This window comes from Kroppenstedtia guangzhouensis (assembly GCF_014637345.1).
Taxonomy (GTDB): domain Bacteria; phylum Bacillota; class Bacilli; order Thermoactinomycetales; family DSM-45169; genus Kroppenstedtia; species Kroppenstedtia guangzhouensis.
Genome location: NZ_BMEX01000004.1, coordinates 131270 through 146718, shown reverse-complemented (window position 1 = coordinate 146718; position 15449 = coordinate 131270). Strand labels below are relative to the sequence as shown.

At 53.7% G+C, this 15449-nt stretch carries 15 protein-coding genes; 1 reads left to right on the top strand and 14 read right to left on the bottom strand.

The features are described 5' to 3' along the window. Nucleotides 1-93 precede the first annotated feature (93 nt). From IEV46_RS07225 to IEV46_RS07195, 7 genes are all read right to left on the bottom strand, one after another. On the bottom strand, nt 94-711 hold the full coding sequence (locus IEV46_RS07225) for a histidine phosphatase family protein (protein ID WP_188431449.1): 618 nt from the start codon (nt 709-711) through the stop codon (nt 94-96). Next, nucleotides 708-1445: an adenosylcobinamide-GDP ribazoletransferase gene (gene cobS / locus IEV46_RS07220; protein ID WP_188431447.1), complete on the bottom strand. Its 738-nt coding sequence runs from the start codon at nt 1443-1445 to the stop codon at nt 708-710. The genes IEV46_RS07225 and cobS overlap by 4 nt, the downstream gene beginning before the upstream one ends. Beyond that, on the bottom strand, nt 1442-1978 hold the full coding sequence (gene cobU / locus IEV46_RS07215) for a bifunctional adenosylcobinamide kinase/adenosylcobinamide-phosphate guanylyltransferase (protein ID WP_188431445.1): 537 nt from the start codon (nt 1976-1978) through the stop codon (nt 1442-1444). The genes cobS and cobU overlap by 4 nt, the downstream gene beginning before the upstream one ends. Then, on the bottom strand, nt 1975-3114 hold the full coding sequence (cobD, locus tag IEV46_RS07210; RefSeq protein ID WP_188431443.1) for a threonine-phosphate decarboxylase CobD: 1140 nt from the start codon (nt 3112-3114) through the stop codon (nt 1975-1977). Before cobD ends, cobU begins: the two co-directional genes overlap by 4 nt. A gap of 98 nt (nt 3115-3212) precedes the next feature. Beyond that, nucleotides 3213-4262 (bottom strand): nicotinate-nucleotide--dimethylbenzimidazole phosphoribosyltransferase, encoded by a 1050-nt coding sequence (gene cobT / locus IEV46_RS07205; protein ID WP_188431441.1) that lies wholly within the window; start codon nt 4260-4262, stop codon nt 3213-3215. A gap of 142 nt (nt 4263-4404) precedes the next feature. Next, a complete protein-coding gene (locus IEV46_RS07200) occupies nt 4405-5934 on the bottom strand; it encodes a class I adenylate-forming enzyme family protein (protein WP_188431439.1) in 1530 nt (509 codons plus the stop codon). Between the two features lie 113 nt (nt 5935-6047). Next, entirely contained in the window at nt 6048-6302 is a 255-nt protein-coding gene (locus IEV46_RS07195) for a GNAT family N-acetyltransferase (RefSeq protein ID WP_373284571.1), read from the bottom strand. Nucleotides 6303-6553: 251 nt separating this feature from the next. Here IEV46_RS07195 and IEV46_RS07190 point away from each other — a divergent pair, with 251 nt between their 5' ends. Continuing rightward, complete coding sequence (locus tag IEV46_RS07190; RefSeq protein WP_188431437.1) at nt 6554-6736, top strand: hypothetical protein; 183 nt, start codon at nt 6554-6556, stop codon at nt 6734-6736. A gap of 52 nt (nt 6737-6788) precedes the next feature. On the opposite strand, the gene fabG is transcribed toward IEV46_RS07190, so the two are convergent. From fabG to IEV46_RS07155, 7 genes are all read right to left on the bottom strand, one after another. Beyond that, nucleotides 6789-7550 carry a 3-oxoacyl-ACP reductase FabG gene (gene fabG, locus IEV46_RS07185; RefSeq protein WP_188431435.1) on the bottom strand — a complete coding sequence of 254 codons (762 nt, stop codon included), beginning with the start codon at nt 7548-7550 and terminating at the stop codon, nt 6789-6791. A gap of 83 nt (nt 7551-7633) precedes the next feature. Then, nucleotides 7634-8323: a hypothetical protein gene (locus IEV46_RS07180; RefSeq protein WP_188431433.1), complete on the bottom strand. Its 690-nt coding sequence runs from the start codon at nt 8321-8323 to the stop codon at nt 7634-7636. Between the two features lie 152 nt (nt 8324-8475). After that, nucleotides 8476-9762: an isocitrate lyase gene (gene aceA, locus IEV46_RS07175; RefSeq protein WP_188431432.1), complete on the bottom strand. Its 1287-nt coding sequence runs from the start codon at nt 9760-9762 to the stop codon at nt 8476-8478. Nucleotides 9763-9814: 52 nt separating this feature from the next. Beyond that, a complete protein-coding gene (aceB, locus tag IEV46_RS07170) occupies nt 9815-11368 on the bottom strand; it encodes a malate synthase A (RefSeq protein ID WP_229735991.1) in 1554 nt (517 codons plus the stop codon). Nucleotides 11369-11911: 543 nt separating this feature from the next. Further along, nucleotides 11912-12949 carry an AI-2E family transporter gene (locus IEV46_RS07165; protein ID WP_188431430.1) on the bottom strand — a complete coding sequence of 346 codons (1038 nt, stop codon included), beginning with the start codon at nt 12947-12949 and terminating at the stop codon, nt 11912-11914. Between the two features lie 360 nt (nt 12950-13309). Further along, nucleotides 13310-14773 carry a sensor histidine kinase gene (locus IEV46_RS07160; protein ID WP_188431429.1) on the bottom strand — a complete coding sequence of 488 codons (1464 nt, stop codon included), beginning with the start codon at nt 14771-14773 and terminating at the stop codon, nt 13310-13312. After that, a complete protein-coding gene (locus IEV46_RS07155; protein ID WP_188431427.1) occupies nt 14758-15438 on the bottom strand; it encodes a response regulator transcription factor in 681 nt (226 codons plus the stop codon). The genes IEV46_RS07160 and IEV46_RS07155 overlap by 16 nt, the downstream gene beginning before the upstream one ends. Nucleotides 15439-15449 lie beyond the last annotated feature (11 nt).

Below are 15449 nucleotides of genomic sequence, written 5' to 3'. Positions count from 1 at the left end.
CTCCCGGGAAAACCGGGAGATCCCATCGATAACCAACCCTATCAGGGGAGTTGACCCCGGGCTCCGATGCAGTTCCCTGCAACCTGATCCTAATCATTCTGTGTCCCCTCTTTTCTTCAGCCCAATAATGGAAAGCTCGCGCCATTTTTTCTGCTCCCATTCGGCCGCCAGGATTCCACCGTGGGGGATGGAACGATCCCAGAACATCCCCGGCTCCCCCTCTATATGCCGGGAGATAAACCAGCGTATCGGCCCCCCGTGACTGACCGCCACCCCCACATCCCCCGGGACCAGTTCCCGGGTCGTCTGATCCAACCAGCGTTGCAACCGGGACTCCATTCCGCTTAACGTCTCTCCTCCTGGTGGGGAGACCCGGTGCGGATCAGAAAGCCAACGGTGCAACCTCTCCGGAGCCCGGGAGCGAATCTCATCATAGGTCCACCCTTCCCACTCTCCGAAGGACAGCTCCCGCAAGTGGGACGTCGGTTCCACCTCCACCCCCGGAAATCGCTTCGGAAACGGTTCTGCAGTCTGGCGGCAACGGAGAAGGTCACTGGTCCAGAGCCTTTGGACCCGTAGTCCGGACAATGCTTCCGCCGCCTGTTCCGCTTGCTCTCTCCCCACCCGGTTCAGAGGAGGATCCGACCAGCCACAATAACGCTGCTCCCGGTTGAACCGGGTTTCCCCGTGGCGAAGCCAAACCAGAATCATACCGACACCTCCGTCAGCAACAACCAAAGCAGGAGAACTCCCGCTTCCGTCGCCTCCACCAAGGCTCCGTACATATCCCCGGTCCAGCCCCCCAACCGTTTGCGGGCAGCCCTGCCAAAGAGGAGAACCGAGACCAGTGTGATGACAAAAAACCACACTCCTCGGAACCCGGCACTCCCCACGGCGACCAAGAGGGTGAGTGCTGTGGCTGCCGCCAGGGAAAGGGGGGTTAATCCATTTCTTAACCCCCGCCCGATCCCATCCTGAGTCAAGTAGGGATACAAGCGAATCGCCGGCAACAACGCCCAGCGTCCGAACACCGGGGCGACTACCAGGGGAATCCACAGAGGGCCGGGAGTGGAAGCCAGTGCAGATGCCTTCAGTAACAAGAGGAGGATTGCCGCAATCACCCCCATAGCTCCCACCCGACTGTCTTTCATGATCTCCAGGGTGCGTTCCCGCGGGCGGTAAGAACCGAATCCGTCGGCAGTGTCCATCCATCCGTCCAAGTGCAGACCACCGGTCAACCACACCCATAGCCCGAGAATCAATACGCCCCGCACCCAAGAAGGAAACCAGGCCGCCACCGCCCAATCAAAGCCTGCCAAAATGCTGCCGATCACCAGGCCCACGGCAGGATAATAGCGGACACTTAAGGCCCAACTCCGGGAGTTGGGCCGGATCGGCACGGGAATGCGAGTCAGAAAGGAGAGAGCGGAAAAAAAAGCATTCATCCTTTCACCTTCCAAGGCACCCCAGACACCACCATCCAGACTTCCCCCGCCCGTTGCGCTACCTGTTGGTTGATACCACCCAGTGTATCTTGAAAAAGGCGGCCCAAGGGAGACATCGCCACGCCTCCCAGACCGGTTTCAGAGGTGACCAGCACCGCTTCCCGCCCAGTCAACACATCCAACACCCGCTCCATCTCCTCTTCCATTTCTCTTTCAAAAGAGTACCGCCTCTGTTCCCAGTCCTCTTCCGGCAACTGCATCAGGCGATTGGCCACCCAGGTGGAAAGGCAGTCCACTAGGATTGCATCCATCTCTTGCGGCCCGGTGAGCGCCCGAACCAGATGCAGCGGCTCCTCCGCCAGCCCCCACTCCCTCGGCCGGCGCTCCCGATGACGACGCACCCGCCTCTCCATCTCCTCATCGGTCACCACTCCCGTGGCTACATACAAAATCCTCTTGCCGATTCCCTCTGCCAATTCCTCGGCAAAGCGACTCTTCCCGGAACGGACGCCACCTGTCACCAGCCGGATCACAGCGGGGTCCCTCCCGCAGAGGAAAGGACCTCTGACAATATCTCCAGCAACCGCCGATTCTCCTTCCGACTCCGGACTGCCACCCGAACATAGCGGCCGTCCAACCCCGGAAAAGTGGCTCCGTCCCGGATCATGATTCCCCGCTCTCCCAACTTCCGCTGCAACCAGAGGGAAGGAGGCTCCGACCCCGCATCGGACAGCTCCAACCGGAACAAAAGGTAATTGACCTCTCCCGGAAGCACTTCTACCTGTGGAAGAGTGTGAAGACCCTCCAACAGAAAGGGACGTTCCGCCGCCAGCCAGGCCCGGGTCTTCTCTTCAAACTCCCGATCCTGAAGTGCCGCCTCTCCCGCCAACTGAGCCAAACCGTTGACACTCCAGGAGGCCTGCCGTCGCCTCAACCGACGAATCCACTCTTCGGAGGCGACAGCATACCCCAACCGCAACCCCGGCAAAGCATAAAATTTGGTCATGGACCGAAACAGGATCGTCGTCGGAAACTCCCGCAACTGCGGTAGCAAGCTGGCTTCCCCCGGCTCCGGCAGAAAATCGAGGAAGGCCTCATCCACCGCCAGTACAGTTTCCCACCGGGCGGCTTCTTCAGCAGCGGCGGCCAGATCCTCCAGAGACAACAGGGTGCCTGATGGATTGTTGGGATGGCCCACCCAAGCCAGATCCACCTCCCGGATCCAGTCCAACAGTTCCCCCCTCTCGGGGAGAAATCTCCTTTCCCAGCCGGTTTTCAATGGAAGAATCTCCAGCCCCCGTTTGCTAGCCGCCCTCTCATATTCAATAAAGGAGGGATGAATTACCCCCACCCGCCGAGGAGCTACCACCGAATGGATCCCATCGATCAATTCCGCTCCGCCGTTTCCAATCAGGACTTCTTCCGGAGTTACACCCAACCGCCGGGCCAGCTGATGGGTCAGTCCACGGCAGATGGGATCGGGATATCGGGAAATCACCGGCAGATTCGTCTCCGACAATGCTTTTTTCAGGGAATCCACCACCTGAGACGGTGGCCCCAGGGGATTGATATTGGCACTGAAGTCGAGAAAAGAGTCCGGATCTTTACCAAAGCGCTCCCCGGCAGTCCACCGATCCCCTCCGTGACCGTACCGCTCCAGTCCATCCATGTCATCACATCCTCTCCACCGTAAAAAAATCTCCACCGTCGGGAAAGCGTCCGGGAAACGGGAGTCGAACTCCTCCCGTCTTTCCCCGCATTTCATTTTCACAATCCCAGTTCCGAAAACGTGGCCATCTCCCGGGCCGCCGTCTCTGCCGCATCAAACAATGGAAAAGCGAGCACTGCACCGCTTCCCTCTCCCAACCGCATTCCGGCTGTGATCAGCGGCTGCAGACCCAATTCTTCCAGCAATACACCATGAGCGGGCTCCACTGACAGATGGGAAGCAAACAGATACGGACGTGACTGTGGAGCGATCCGAACTGCCACCAATCCAGCCACAGTGGAGATCACCCCGTCCAACACCACCGGCATGCGGTGGCGGGCTGCTCCCAGAACAAAGCCGGCCATCCCCCCTATCTCCAGCCCCCCCACCTTGGCCAGGACATCCAGAGGATCCATCGGGTCCGGATGATTCACCTCCAGACTGCGGCGGATCACCTCCTGCTTTCGCCGCAGCCCTGCCTCATCCAGACCGGTGCCTCGGCCGGTCACCCGCTCCACCGGTTTCCCGGTCAGAACACTGGCCACGGCGGCGGCAGGGGTCGTGTTGCCGATTCCCATCTCTCCGGTCGCCGCCAGTTGCACACCCTCTTCCTTCAGATCCGCGGCGATTTCCATCCCGATGCGAATGGATTCAAGAGCCTCTTCCCTGCTCATGGCGGGACCTTGAGCCATATTGGCCGTACCCTGGCGCACCTTCCGGTCCATGACCCCATCCGGCAAGCTTTCTGACCGGCTTCCCACATCCACCACCGTCACTCGAGCTCCACAACGGCTGGCGAATACATGAACCGCCGCTTTGCCCCTGCTGAAATTTTCCATCATCAGGGCTGTCACTTCAGCAGGATAGGCACTGACTCCCTCCGCTGTCACTCCGTGATCCCCGCAGAAGACGGCCACCCGTTTATTCCCGATCTGTGGCTGGATTTGCCCAGTGATCCCCGCCAGTCGAATCCAGATCGTTTCCAGCTCCCCCAATGCCCCCAAGGGTTTTGTCAACTGATCCATATGGACCCGGGCCAACTCTTGTGCCTCTGCATCCAACGATGGAATCCTTTTTATCCAGTCACTCAACTTCTCTTTATCCTTCAACGGAATTCCCCTTTCTCGATTATCTATCCTTTCTTATTGTACCGTCCTGCTCTTTTTGTGGACAGACGAAGTCCCGTTTTTCCTTTCTCCCCCGGGAACCACAAAAAAGCACGTGCTTCCGCAGAAGCCACGTGCTGATCCATTATGAAGCCGAAATTCCCTTTTCCGCATCCGCCTGCTCCCGTAATCGGTACTTTAACACTTTTCCGACGCTGTTCTTGGGGAGCTCGTCCACAAAAACCACCTCAGAAAGTTTATATCGGGCCAATTTGGAGTGGGTATACTGGAGAACCTCCTCCTCGGTTAAATTTACATCCGCCTGCTTCACCACATAACCCCTGGAGAGCTCTCCCCACATCCGGTCTTTGACCGCGACTACGGCCACCTCCGACACGCCTTTGATCTCGCCAATCACCGCCTCCACCTGAACCGGAAAGACCTTTTCCCCGCTTACATGGATCACATCTTTGTATCGATCCACCACATGGAGAAATCTGTCCCGATCCAGTTTTCCTGCATCCCCCGTATGATACCAGCCGTCCCGAATCACCTTGCGGGTCTCCTCCGGGTTGTTCCAATAGCCTTTAAACATCTGCGGTCCCTTGAGCAACACTTCCCCAATCTCACCTGCAGGCAGTTCCTCCCCGCTCTCGGGGTCGATGATCTTGATTTCACCAATCAATATTTTCCCGACGGATCCCCGCTTCTCCTCTCCCATTCCCTGATTCCAGAAAGTGGCGAGCCCCGAGAACTCGCTCGCTCCGTAAACCACTGTCAATGGGAAGCCCAAGGATTCATACTGCTGGATCAGTTCGACGGGAACAAGGGAACCGCCGGTGATAATCTCCCGCAGGCTCTCCACTTCCCGCTCACTTTCGATGAGTGCTGGCAACATGAATTTGAGCATCACCGGCACGGCAAACATATGGGTCACCCGTTCCTTCTCCGCCAATTCCCAGACGTGAACAGGGTGGAAACGGGGCATTAAAACCAAGGTATAGCCCACGATAGACAAACTGGTCAAGATGACGATCCCACTGATGTGAAAGAGGGGGGTGGGGATCATGAACCGGTCCCCATAACGAAAACCCATGGGAACAAAGGTGTTGACCGACGAGGTGAACCAATTCTCATGAGTGGTGATCACCCCTTTCGGCTTTCCGGTGGTACCGGAAGTATAGGTCAGACAGAAGGGATCCTCCGGCAATACTTCCACCCCGGCTTCCGTCACCGGATATTTCCCAAAAATGACGGTGTAATCCGGATGAAGTTCCTCCCCAAAGCTCACTTGTACCAAATGCTTCAAGGAATCTATCGATTCCAGTCCTTTCACCTGGTCCGAAAATTCACCGTCGTAGAAAAGAATTTTAGGCTTGCTGTCCCCCACAATCCCTTCCAATTCCGCCGGTTGCAACCGATAGTTCAGAGGAACAGCAATCGCCCCGATCTTGGCCGTCGCCATGAAAATCGTGGCAAAAGGATGGTCCGTCAGACACAATAGTGCCACCCGATCTCCTTTCCGGATTCCGCATTCCAACAGGAAATGGGCCAGACGGTTCACCCGTTCATTAAATTCCCTGTAGGTCCAGCGAACTTCCGCAGTGACGACTGCTTCCAGTTCTGGACTCATCACCGCCCGGTTCCTCAACGTCATTCCAATGGTGGTAGACAAAAGAGCACCCCCAAATCCTTTTTATACATGTGATCACCATCACAGATTATAATCGAATTTGGGTAATTAAGAAAACTCTTGATCCAAAAATTCCACAAAATCATGGAGCAGAATCAAAATATTTTCCGAAACACATAGCTAACCCGGTCATACCCCATCCGTTCCTGATAGAATCGATGAGCATCCCGGCGAACCAGGCCGGAAGTGAGTACCAGCGATCCGCACCCTTGGCTTCGACCCCATCCTTCTACACAAGAAAGCAGCTGTCTCCCACAGCCCCGGGACCGATGATCTGCCCGGGTCACCAGATCATGGACGAACAGATGCTTCCCATAGTAGAGAGTTGTCCGAATCGTCACTCCCGTCACCGCCTAGATCTCCTCGGCTTCTTCCAAGGCAAAGAGACGGTATCCCTCCTCCCTCATCTCCTGTACCAGTTGGAGAAATGTCTCCAGATCCAGGTGTGTCCGAAGTTCCTTCATGACCGAATATGCCCGGCACTATTCTGCTTCCGTCGTCAGTTCCCTGATGGTCATTCTATCTCCTCCACTGAACTCTTAAAAATCATGCATATTGCACCTACACCAGGAAATCCTCCCTTATGAAGGAGGCGTTTCAATTGGATCAAAAGAAAACCGACAGGCCTGAGCCAGATACCAAAGGGTATGACGGGCCAAATCTCGAAGGCTCCTTGTCCGCCATTGAAAATCAACACAAAACCCGGCTGACAAAACATCCCCATCCGGTGAATCAAGACCTGCTGCCACCCGGAGCGCAGGATATTCGCGGTCTAAAGGAGTGATCCGGCTCCTGATTTCGGGTTGGATCGCACCTTCCCCCATTCATATAGCCCCTCATCCCACCGGACCGCCGGCAACATAGAGCACCTGTCCATTGATAAAGGAGGATTCTTCTGAAGCAAAGAAGAGAGCTGCATGAGCGACATCCTCCGGTTTGCCGATCCGGCCGACAGGGATCTGTTTTCCAAGTTCAGCAGAGAAATCCGAAAAAGAGATGCCCATCCGCTCCGCCGTCGCCCGGGTCATATCGGTTTCGATGAAGCCCGGTGCAATCGCATTGCAGGTGATTCCATACCTTCCCAACTCTATCGCCAAGGTCTTGGTGAATCCCTGTAACCCTGCTTTCACCGCGGCATAATTGGCTTGTCCCCGGTTACCCAGTGCCGAGGTGGAGGAAAGTTGGATGATGCGTCCATAATTTTGCTTCACCATCTGTGTTTGCGCGATCTGACTGCACAAAAATGAGCCCGTCAGATGAACGTTCAACACTTGGTGCCAGTCATCATCCGTCATTTTGAACAACAGATTGTCACGGATCAGACCCGCATTGTTGACCAGAATATCCAGCCTGCCCCATCGTGCAATGATGGAATCCACCGTTTTTTCCACCTGAGCTCGATTCGTCACATCGGCCATGCAGGCGAACACATCCAAACCCTGTTTCCGAAACTCTGTTTCCGTTGCGCTCAATGCTTCCTCATGGATGTCTATGAAGCACACTTTTGCCCCTTCCCTAGCGAAGCTTTCAACAATCTTTCTGCCGATGCCTCTTCCGCCGCCTGTCACCATGGCAACCCTGCCAGCCAGACGATTCATTTCTCTCCCCCCCGAATCTAAAAGTGATGGTATTAGCCACTCCAAGGAAAAAAGGCCCTTCCTCCGAAGGGTCCCTTTTTGGTTTACAATGTCAGATTTGTGTTATTAGCCTGTTTCAGCAGATGCATCCATTGTTCCCTTTCCGAATCGCTCAAGGTGTAAGCGCTCAGATACATCACCATATAAATTCCATCATCCGTTGCGAAAAAGCGGGCAAACCCTTCCATCTCCCCTTGGTTCTGATCCTTGACTTTCAACCCAACGAGCTGATCTTCCCGGCTTTGGGAGATGACCTTCCACTCCAGAGTACCCTTGCTTTCCTCCTCCATTCCCTTTCTCATCAACATGGCGGTTTGGGCAACTGTAGCCTGTTTCTGCAACCCCTCAAAATAGTGAACCCCCAACAATTCCTCAGCCCGATCCGGAGATTCCCCATTCGGCGTGAACGCTGTGTATTCATGTTTGGAATCCACGGTTCCATGGTCCGCCTTTTCCCAATCCTTGTCGTCTGCCAAAATGGTGATGTTGCTGACTTCCAACTCTTTCCCATCAATCAGCGGATCCGTCCCTCCGGAATTGGTGGGAGCTTGCGGCTCAGCTTCCTCGCCGGCGGGATCTTCTTCATCCGGCTGTTTCTCTTTCTTGACTTCCTGTTGCTGTTCCGCGATCTGTTTTTGGTTGAGATCCATCCATTCCCTGGCTACCAGAGAACAACCGCTACCAAGAACCAACGCGGAGATCGCGATCATCACAGCAAGCCATCTGAACGGCAATCCAAACACCTCTTTATCAAAGTAAGAATTCCCATCTCTATCCTATGGAATTTTCATCCGTTCGTCACTAGGGAAAAAGGTCTATATCCAGCATAACATCAGCAAAGGGAAAACCGCCACCCCTTTGGAGTGGCGGTCGGTTTACTGTTTCGTCATTTGGCAGCGGTGAACTGTTCTTCTTCTGTCGATCCCTTGAGAGCGGTGGTGGAAGAGGTGCCGCCGGAGATCACCATGGAGACGGCGTCGAAATATCCGGTTCCCACCTCCCGCTGGTGACGGGTGGCGGTATAACCGATCGCTTCATTGGAGAATTCCCGCTCCTGGAGTATGGAGTAGGCGGCCATTCCCTGGTCTTTGTAGCTGTGAGCCAATTCAAACATGCTGTTGTTGAGGGAATGAAACCCTGCCAACGTGATGAACTGGAACTTATAACCCATCTCACCCAGTTCATTTTGAAAACGGGCAATAGTATCGTCATCCAAATGTTTCTTCCAGTTGAAGGAAGGAGAGCAATTGTACGCCAACATCTTGCCTGGGAATTTCTCGTGGATCGCTTCCGCAAAACGACGGGCTTCCTCCAGGTCCGGTGTGGAGGTTTCGCACCAGATCAGATCGGCATAGGGTGCATAGGCAAGCCCTCTGGCGATCGCCGTTTCCAGACCGGCCCGCTGGCGGAAGAAACCTTCCGAAGTCCGCTCTCCAGTGAGGAATTTATGATCCCGGGGATCGACGTCACTGGTGATCATTTCCGCGGCATTGGCATCGGTGCGGGCCACCAGGAGAGTGGGTACTCCCATCACGTCAGCTGCCAGACGGGCGGAAACCAGATTGCGGATCGCCTGAGCAGTAGGGATCAACACTTTTCCTCCCAAATGGCCGCACTTCTTTTCCGAGGCGAGTTGATCCTCGAAGTGAACCCCTGCGGCACCGGCTTCAATCATGCCCTTCATCAGTTCAAACACATTGAGCGGTCCGCCAAACCCGGCCTCGGCGTCAGCCACGATCGGCGCAAACCAGTCCCGTTTGGCGCCTCCTTCGGCATGTTCGATCTGATCCGCACGTTGCAGGGCCTGGTTGATCCGCTTCACCACATGGGGAACACTGTTGGCCGGATATAAACTTTGGTCCGGATACATCTGTCCCGCCAGGTTGGCATCAGCGGCCACTTGCCATCCAGAGAGGTAGATCGCCTTCAGACCGGCCTTCACTTGCTGCACCGCCTGATTCCCGGTCAAAGCACCTAGGGCTTTCACATGATGCTCCTCATGAAGCAACTTCCACAACTTTTCCGCGCCGCGACGGGCCAGCGTATACTCAATCTGAACCGATCCTCTGAGCTTCAGTACATCCTCTGCGCTGTAGGGGCGTTCAATCCCCTGCCAACGAGCTTCCTTCTCCCAGGCTTCCTTCAGCTTTCTGGCTTCCTCTTGGTAAGTCATTCTCCATCTCTCCTTTTGGATTGATCATGATTAAATCATCCGTGCTGTCAGGTCAAAGCAATTCATACCCCGGCAAAGTCAAAAATTCAACGAATTCGTCTGAAACGGTCAGCTTGTCAAAAAGCTCTTTCGCTTCCTGGAAACGACCGGCGGCAAAACGTTCTTTTCCGATCGCAGCCTCGATTTTGACCAGCTCTTCCTCCAGGGTTTGCCGGAACAGTTCCACCGTCACCTTACGGCCGTCCTCCAACTTCCCTTCGGGGTGGCGAATCCATTGCCAGATCTGGGCGCGGGAGATTTCCGCCGTCGCCGCATCTTCCATCAGGTGGTTGATCCCCACTGCACCGAAGCCCCGGAGCCAAGCTTCGATGTACTGCAGTCCGACGCTCACATTTTCGCGCAGTCCGTCTTCGGTGATTGGACCTTCGGGAACCTCTTGGAGATCTGCGGCGGTCACTTCCACATCCTCACGCTTTTTATCGATCTGGTTTTGCTGCAACATGTGTCTGTCAAATACTTCCATGGCGACTGGCACCAGGGCCGGATGAGCCACCCAACTTCCGTCATGACCATCCAGTGCCTCCCGCTCTTTATCTGCCCGAACCTTGGAGAGGGCAACTTCATTCTTCTCCGGATCGTTCTTCACCGGAATTTGGGCCGCCATTCCTCCGATGCAGGGAGCCTTCCGCTTGTGACAGGTCTTCACTGCCAGCAGGGTGTAAGCCCGCATAAAAGGCACCGTCATCGTCACCCGGGACCGATCAGGCAGAATTACCTCGGGGTGGCGGGAGAAGCGCTTGATAAAACTGAAAATATAATCCCAGCGACCGCAGTTGAGACCCGCGGAGTGTTCCCGCAGCTCATACAGGATTTCGTCCATCTCAAAGGCGGCAGTGATGGTTTCAATCAAAACCGTCGCTTTGATGGTTCCCTGGGCGATCTTCAGCTCCTTCTGGGCAAAGACAAAGAGTTCATTCCACAGACGGGCTTCCAGATGGCTTTCCAATTTCGGAAGATATAAATAAGGACCGGATCCTTTTTTAAGCAATGTTTTTGCGTTGTGATAGAAGTAGAGTCCAAAATCAAAGAAGCCTCCCGGAACCGGCCGTCCGTCCACGGTGACATGCTTCTCATCCAAATGGAGCCCCCTCGGGCGGATCACCAGCACGGCCGTCTTTTCCTTCAGCTCGTACCTTTTTCCCCGGGGTTCTGTAAAATCGATGTTCCTGTTGATGGCATCCCGCATATTGATTTGGCCCCGGATACAATTCTCCCAAGTTGGAGTGTTGGCATCTTCAAAGTCTGCCATAAAAACCTTGGCGCCGGAGTTAAGGGCATTGATCACCATCTTCCGATCGGAGGCGGGGCCGGTGATTTCCACCCGCCGATCCCGCAAGTCATGAGGAAGCGGATCGATCGACCAAGAACTGTTGCGAATCTCTTCTGTTTCCTTCAGAAAATCCAATTTTTCACCTGCGTCGAGCTTTTTCTGACGTTGTCCCCTGTTATGTAACAGGGTGTCCCGGCGATCCGTAAAATTCCGGGCGAGCTTCGCCACAAATTCCAGCGCCCCGGGAGTCAGAATCTCCTTGAATTCATCGGTCATCCTTCCCTTGATCTTCACATCCCCCGGGATGGAATGGGTTTGTGCGTTCACGGGAGTCACTCCTTTGCGGGTGAGCTTCTGTTAAGATACAGACTAACTAACTTGTGTTGTATTATATAACAGAGATGCTGAAATTGACAAGACTTTTTCCCCTCTTTACAAAAAACCTTTTTTATTAGCCATTTAAACTGTAAAAAGGGATTCAACCCCGAAAAGAGCGGCTCCCTTGTGATATAACAGGTGTGATTTTGATCCAGCAGGCGGTTGTTGAACCTGACTTCCCACATTAGTGTTGTGAAAAGTGCGTCACCCGGAAGTTTGGGTTTCACATGAAGCCGGGCGAGGAATGGAAAATCCGATTCCGACCGACTCGAAAACACTGAATCACAACACTTCTGATGGATTTGCAGTAACGGAAGAACAATAAAAAGCTCCCACAAAAGGGAGCCTAATGCCTTTCATGAATCCATCAGATTTCAGTGAAAAAACGGATCCAAATCACCTGCAGAATCGAGTGTTTTCTGAAAAATGCCGGCGCCAGAATCAACCTTCTTTCTTCCCGTCGACCATAGGCACCTCAAACAAATCCAACAAGAAGATAAAAATCGGAATGCCGAGAATCAACCCCCATACACCGTATAAATGCTCAGAGGCGATCAGAATCGACAAGGTGAAAAAAACAGGCAGATGGGTTTTGGAGGACATGAATTTCGGGTTGAGAAAATATGCTTCAAAGGCATGCAGAAGCACAATCATCAAAATGACATACACCACTTTGATGATCCCTCCGATTTTAAAGGCGATGACACAGAGTGGGATCAGGGAAATAATCACTCCGGCGACAGGAATGAGACCCAGCACGAAAATCATCACGGCCAAAACGATTAAATGGGGAAATCCCATCAACCATAACAACAGAGTGGACAAAATACAGTTCACTGTTGCGATCATAAATTGCACTTCAATCACTTTGCCGAAGGACTGAAGAAATTTCCCCCCGAAACTCTCCAGTTCCCGAAAAAACCAACCCGCTTTACTCCGCTTCATATTGGAAATAAAACGGCGTACCTTTTCTTTCTCCATCAAGAAGAAAAAGCTGAGAATCACCGCGATGAAAAAATTGAGACTCCATTTCCCGATATCGGAAATCCGTTTCACGAGAAAGTCCAGACTCTGATTGATATAATGGGCCAGATCCATTTCCTGCAGTGAATCCATCACATATTTGAAAACTTGATTATTGCCGGTGAAAGCCGGTTTCTTATAAAATGATATCAATTGTTGGACCAGTTCCTGCAACTCGGCAACCAGCTTCGGAATATAATAATAGATGGCGATTGACATCAGCGTCAGCAGGAAAATATACAGCCCCACAGCCACTGCCCTTTGGCCCACCCGGATGACATTCTGAAGCCGTCCCGTCAGATAGGTGCTGATACGGTTCATCAAATAGGCGATGATAAATGTGATCAGCATCATATTCAGCATGCTTTTGAATGCCAGAAGGAAAAGCACCAAGATCACCAAGACCAAAAACCTTCTGATCCCCTGGTTTTGAAATAACTCCTTGAATATCGTCATTCAATGATAGTCCCCTTTATCACTTTTATCCAAAACCATGCCTTATGATATCCCTATGATCACGAGTCAGCAAAAAAGCACACAAATATGACAGTCGATCTCCTCAAGGCTATGTCTGCCATTTGAAAAGCGTGGTGAAAAAGTCCATCAAAGGGAGGGTTAGGATTCCACGGAGTGCCTTTGGCTCGTCAGAACAACGCAACGCAGTGGAAAACCCAATCCCGATCGTCTGAAAACAGACTAAATCACAACACTTCTAATGGTACCAAAACCTGAGCCGAATCACATAAAAAAATCCCCCGCAATCGGAGGAACTCACATGTATCTATCATACAGGCAGGCAGCGCGAAAAGCCTGCCTTTATACCCTTTCTCCGTCCAACTCCCTGATCCGGAAACGGAAACAGGCACCCCCTTGGGGCATATTGCCGGCGGTGATCCAGCCGCCGTGTTTTTCAACCAGGGTCTTGACGATAAACATGCCGAGGCCTGCATGGCCTTGATCCAGGGAGCGAGCTGGATCACCCCGGTAAAATTTATCGAATAAAAAGCGAAGATCCTTTTCCGACAGGCCCGGTCCCGAATCGGCGATCTCCATTTCCAGGCTTCCTTCCCGTATCAAGCATCGCCATTTTATGACACCACCGGCAGGTGTATACCGCATTGCATTGGCCATCAGGTTGTCCAACACTTGAGACAATCTTCGTTCATCGAGGTGAAAGAGTTGTTGCCGGTCCTTCCGCTCATCCCGAAACTCCGTTTGCAACTGGATCTCCCTCATCACACAGAGTGTGGTATATTCATCCCGTTTCTGTTTCAGGAAGGCCCCTGCCTCTACAGGAACCCCGTGCAGGACGAAGGTGGGCAACTCCAGACGGGTCGCCTCCTGCATCTCCTCCAACAATCGGATCGCCCGGTCGGCATTGGTGTGGATCGTCTCCACATACCGTCGCTTCCGCTCCTCATCGTGGCCTTGCCCTTTGGACAACTGTTCCGCGTGCCCTTGAATCAGGGTCAACGGAGTGAACAAATCGTGAGCGAGGGCGGCCACCATATCCCGCCGGGATTGTTCAATACGCCATTGCTTCTCCAGAGAAGAACGTAAAGCGAAGCGCATCCTCTCAAAAGCCGAACCAATCGCTGCCAGCTCCCGGGAGCCACCCACTTGCCCCAAGGTAAAGTCGAGATCCGACTTCTCTATTTTTTCAGCCCCATCCATCAAAAGGTGGACAGCGGGAGTGAGTCTTTTCTCCAACCGGCGTCCGAACCAAAATGAAAAACCTGCGAGACAGACAAAGGGAACAGCCATGAATCCCACTGCAAAAGCGATGGCGAGCGGCCCTTTGGTGGGATTGCTGGCCACGAGGGAGAGAGCGTAGCGCAGGAGCAACACTCCCATCAATCCTTCCTCTGAATCTACCAAGGGATGATAAACATAAATATATCCATTCCTTTGGTCAGATTGGTTCAGATTACGGATCAGTTCCGTCCTCTTGGGAACCTCCCCCTCTGACAGGGTCCCGTAACCGGTGCCCCCCGCCAAGGGAACCACCCGATACAGAATTCCTTCACGGGGAACGATCTCTTCCAGCCGGGAGCGCAACGCCGGGTCGAGGAGGGCACCCCCTTCCTGATCCGCCAATCGAATGATCGACGGGATTTTTTTCTCGTAATAATTGACAGGCTGAAACAGGTGGGTCACAAGAAAAAAAAGGCCCACCCACAAAACCAGGGAAGCCAGAGCACTCAGAAAAAGAATCCACAGCGCCTGAGTGATAAACTGACGCCGGAGGGGTTTGGGTGTGTCCGTCATTTTTTTTCCCATCGGTAACCGATCCCCCAGACCGTGGAAATATAGGTCGTCACCGGGTCCACGGCGGCCAGCTTGGCCCGAATTTTTTTGATGTGTTCTGTCACCGTCGCATCGGACCCTTCTGCGAATCCCCACACTCCTTCATAAATCTGCTCTCTGGAAAACACCTGCCCGGCATGCAGCCCCAGAAAACGAACCACCTCAAACTCCTTGGCCGTCATCGGAAGCAATCGGTCTCCATAACGCACCTCACAGGCTTTCAAATCGATGATCAACCGGCCGAAGCGGAGCACTCTCTTCTCTTGGTCAGGAGAACGCAGTTCCCGTCTCAGGTGGGCCGCCACCCGGGCCACCAATTCCTTTAGACTGAAGGGTTTGGTGATATAATCATCGCCGCCGACAGCCAGACCTTCAATCCGGTCTTCCACTTCCCGGCGGGCGCTCAAAAACAGAATCGGACAGGAGACGGAATCCCGGATCCAACGACACACCTGGATTCCGTCCAATCCGGGCATCATGATGTCCAGCAGGATCAGATCCGGTTTCTGATCCAACATGCTCCACACGCTCTCGCCGTCATAAGCGGTTAGCACCCGGTATCCCTCATCTTCCAGGGCCTCCCGGATCATGGACACCATCGCCCGCTCATCATCCACGACCAGAATGGTCTCCCCCATCCCGCTCCTCC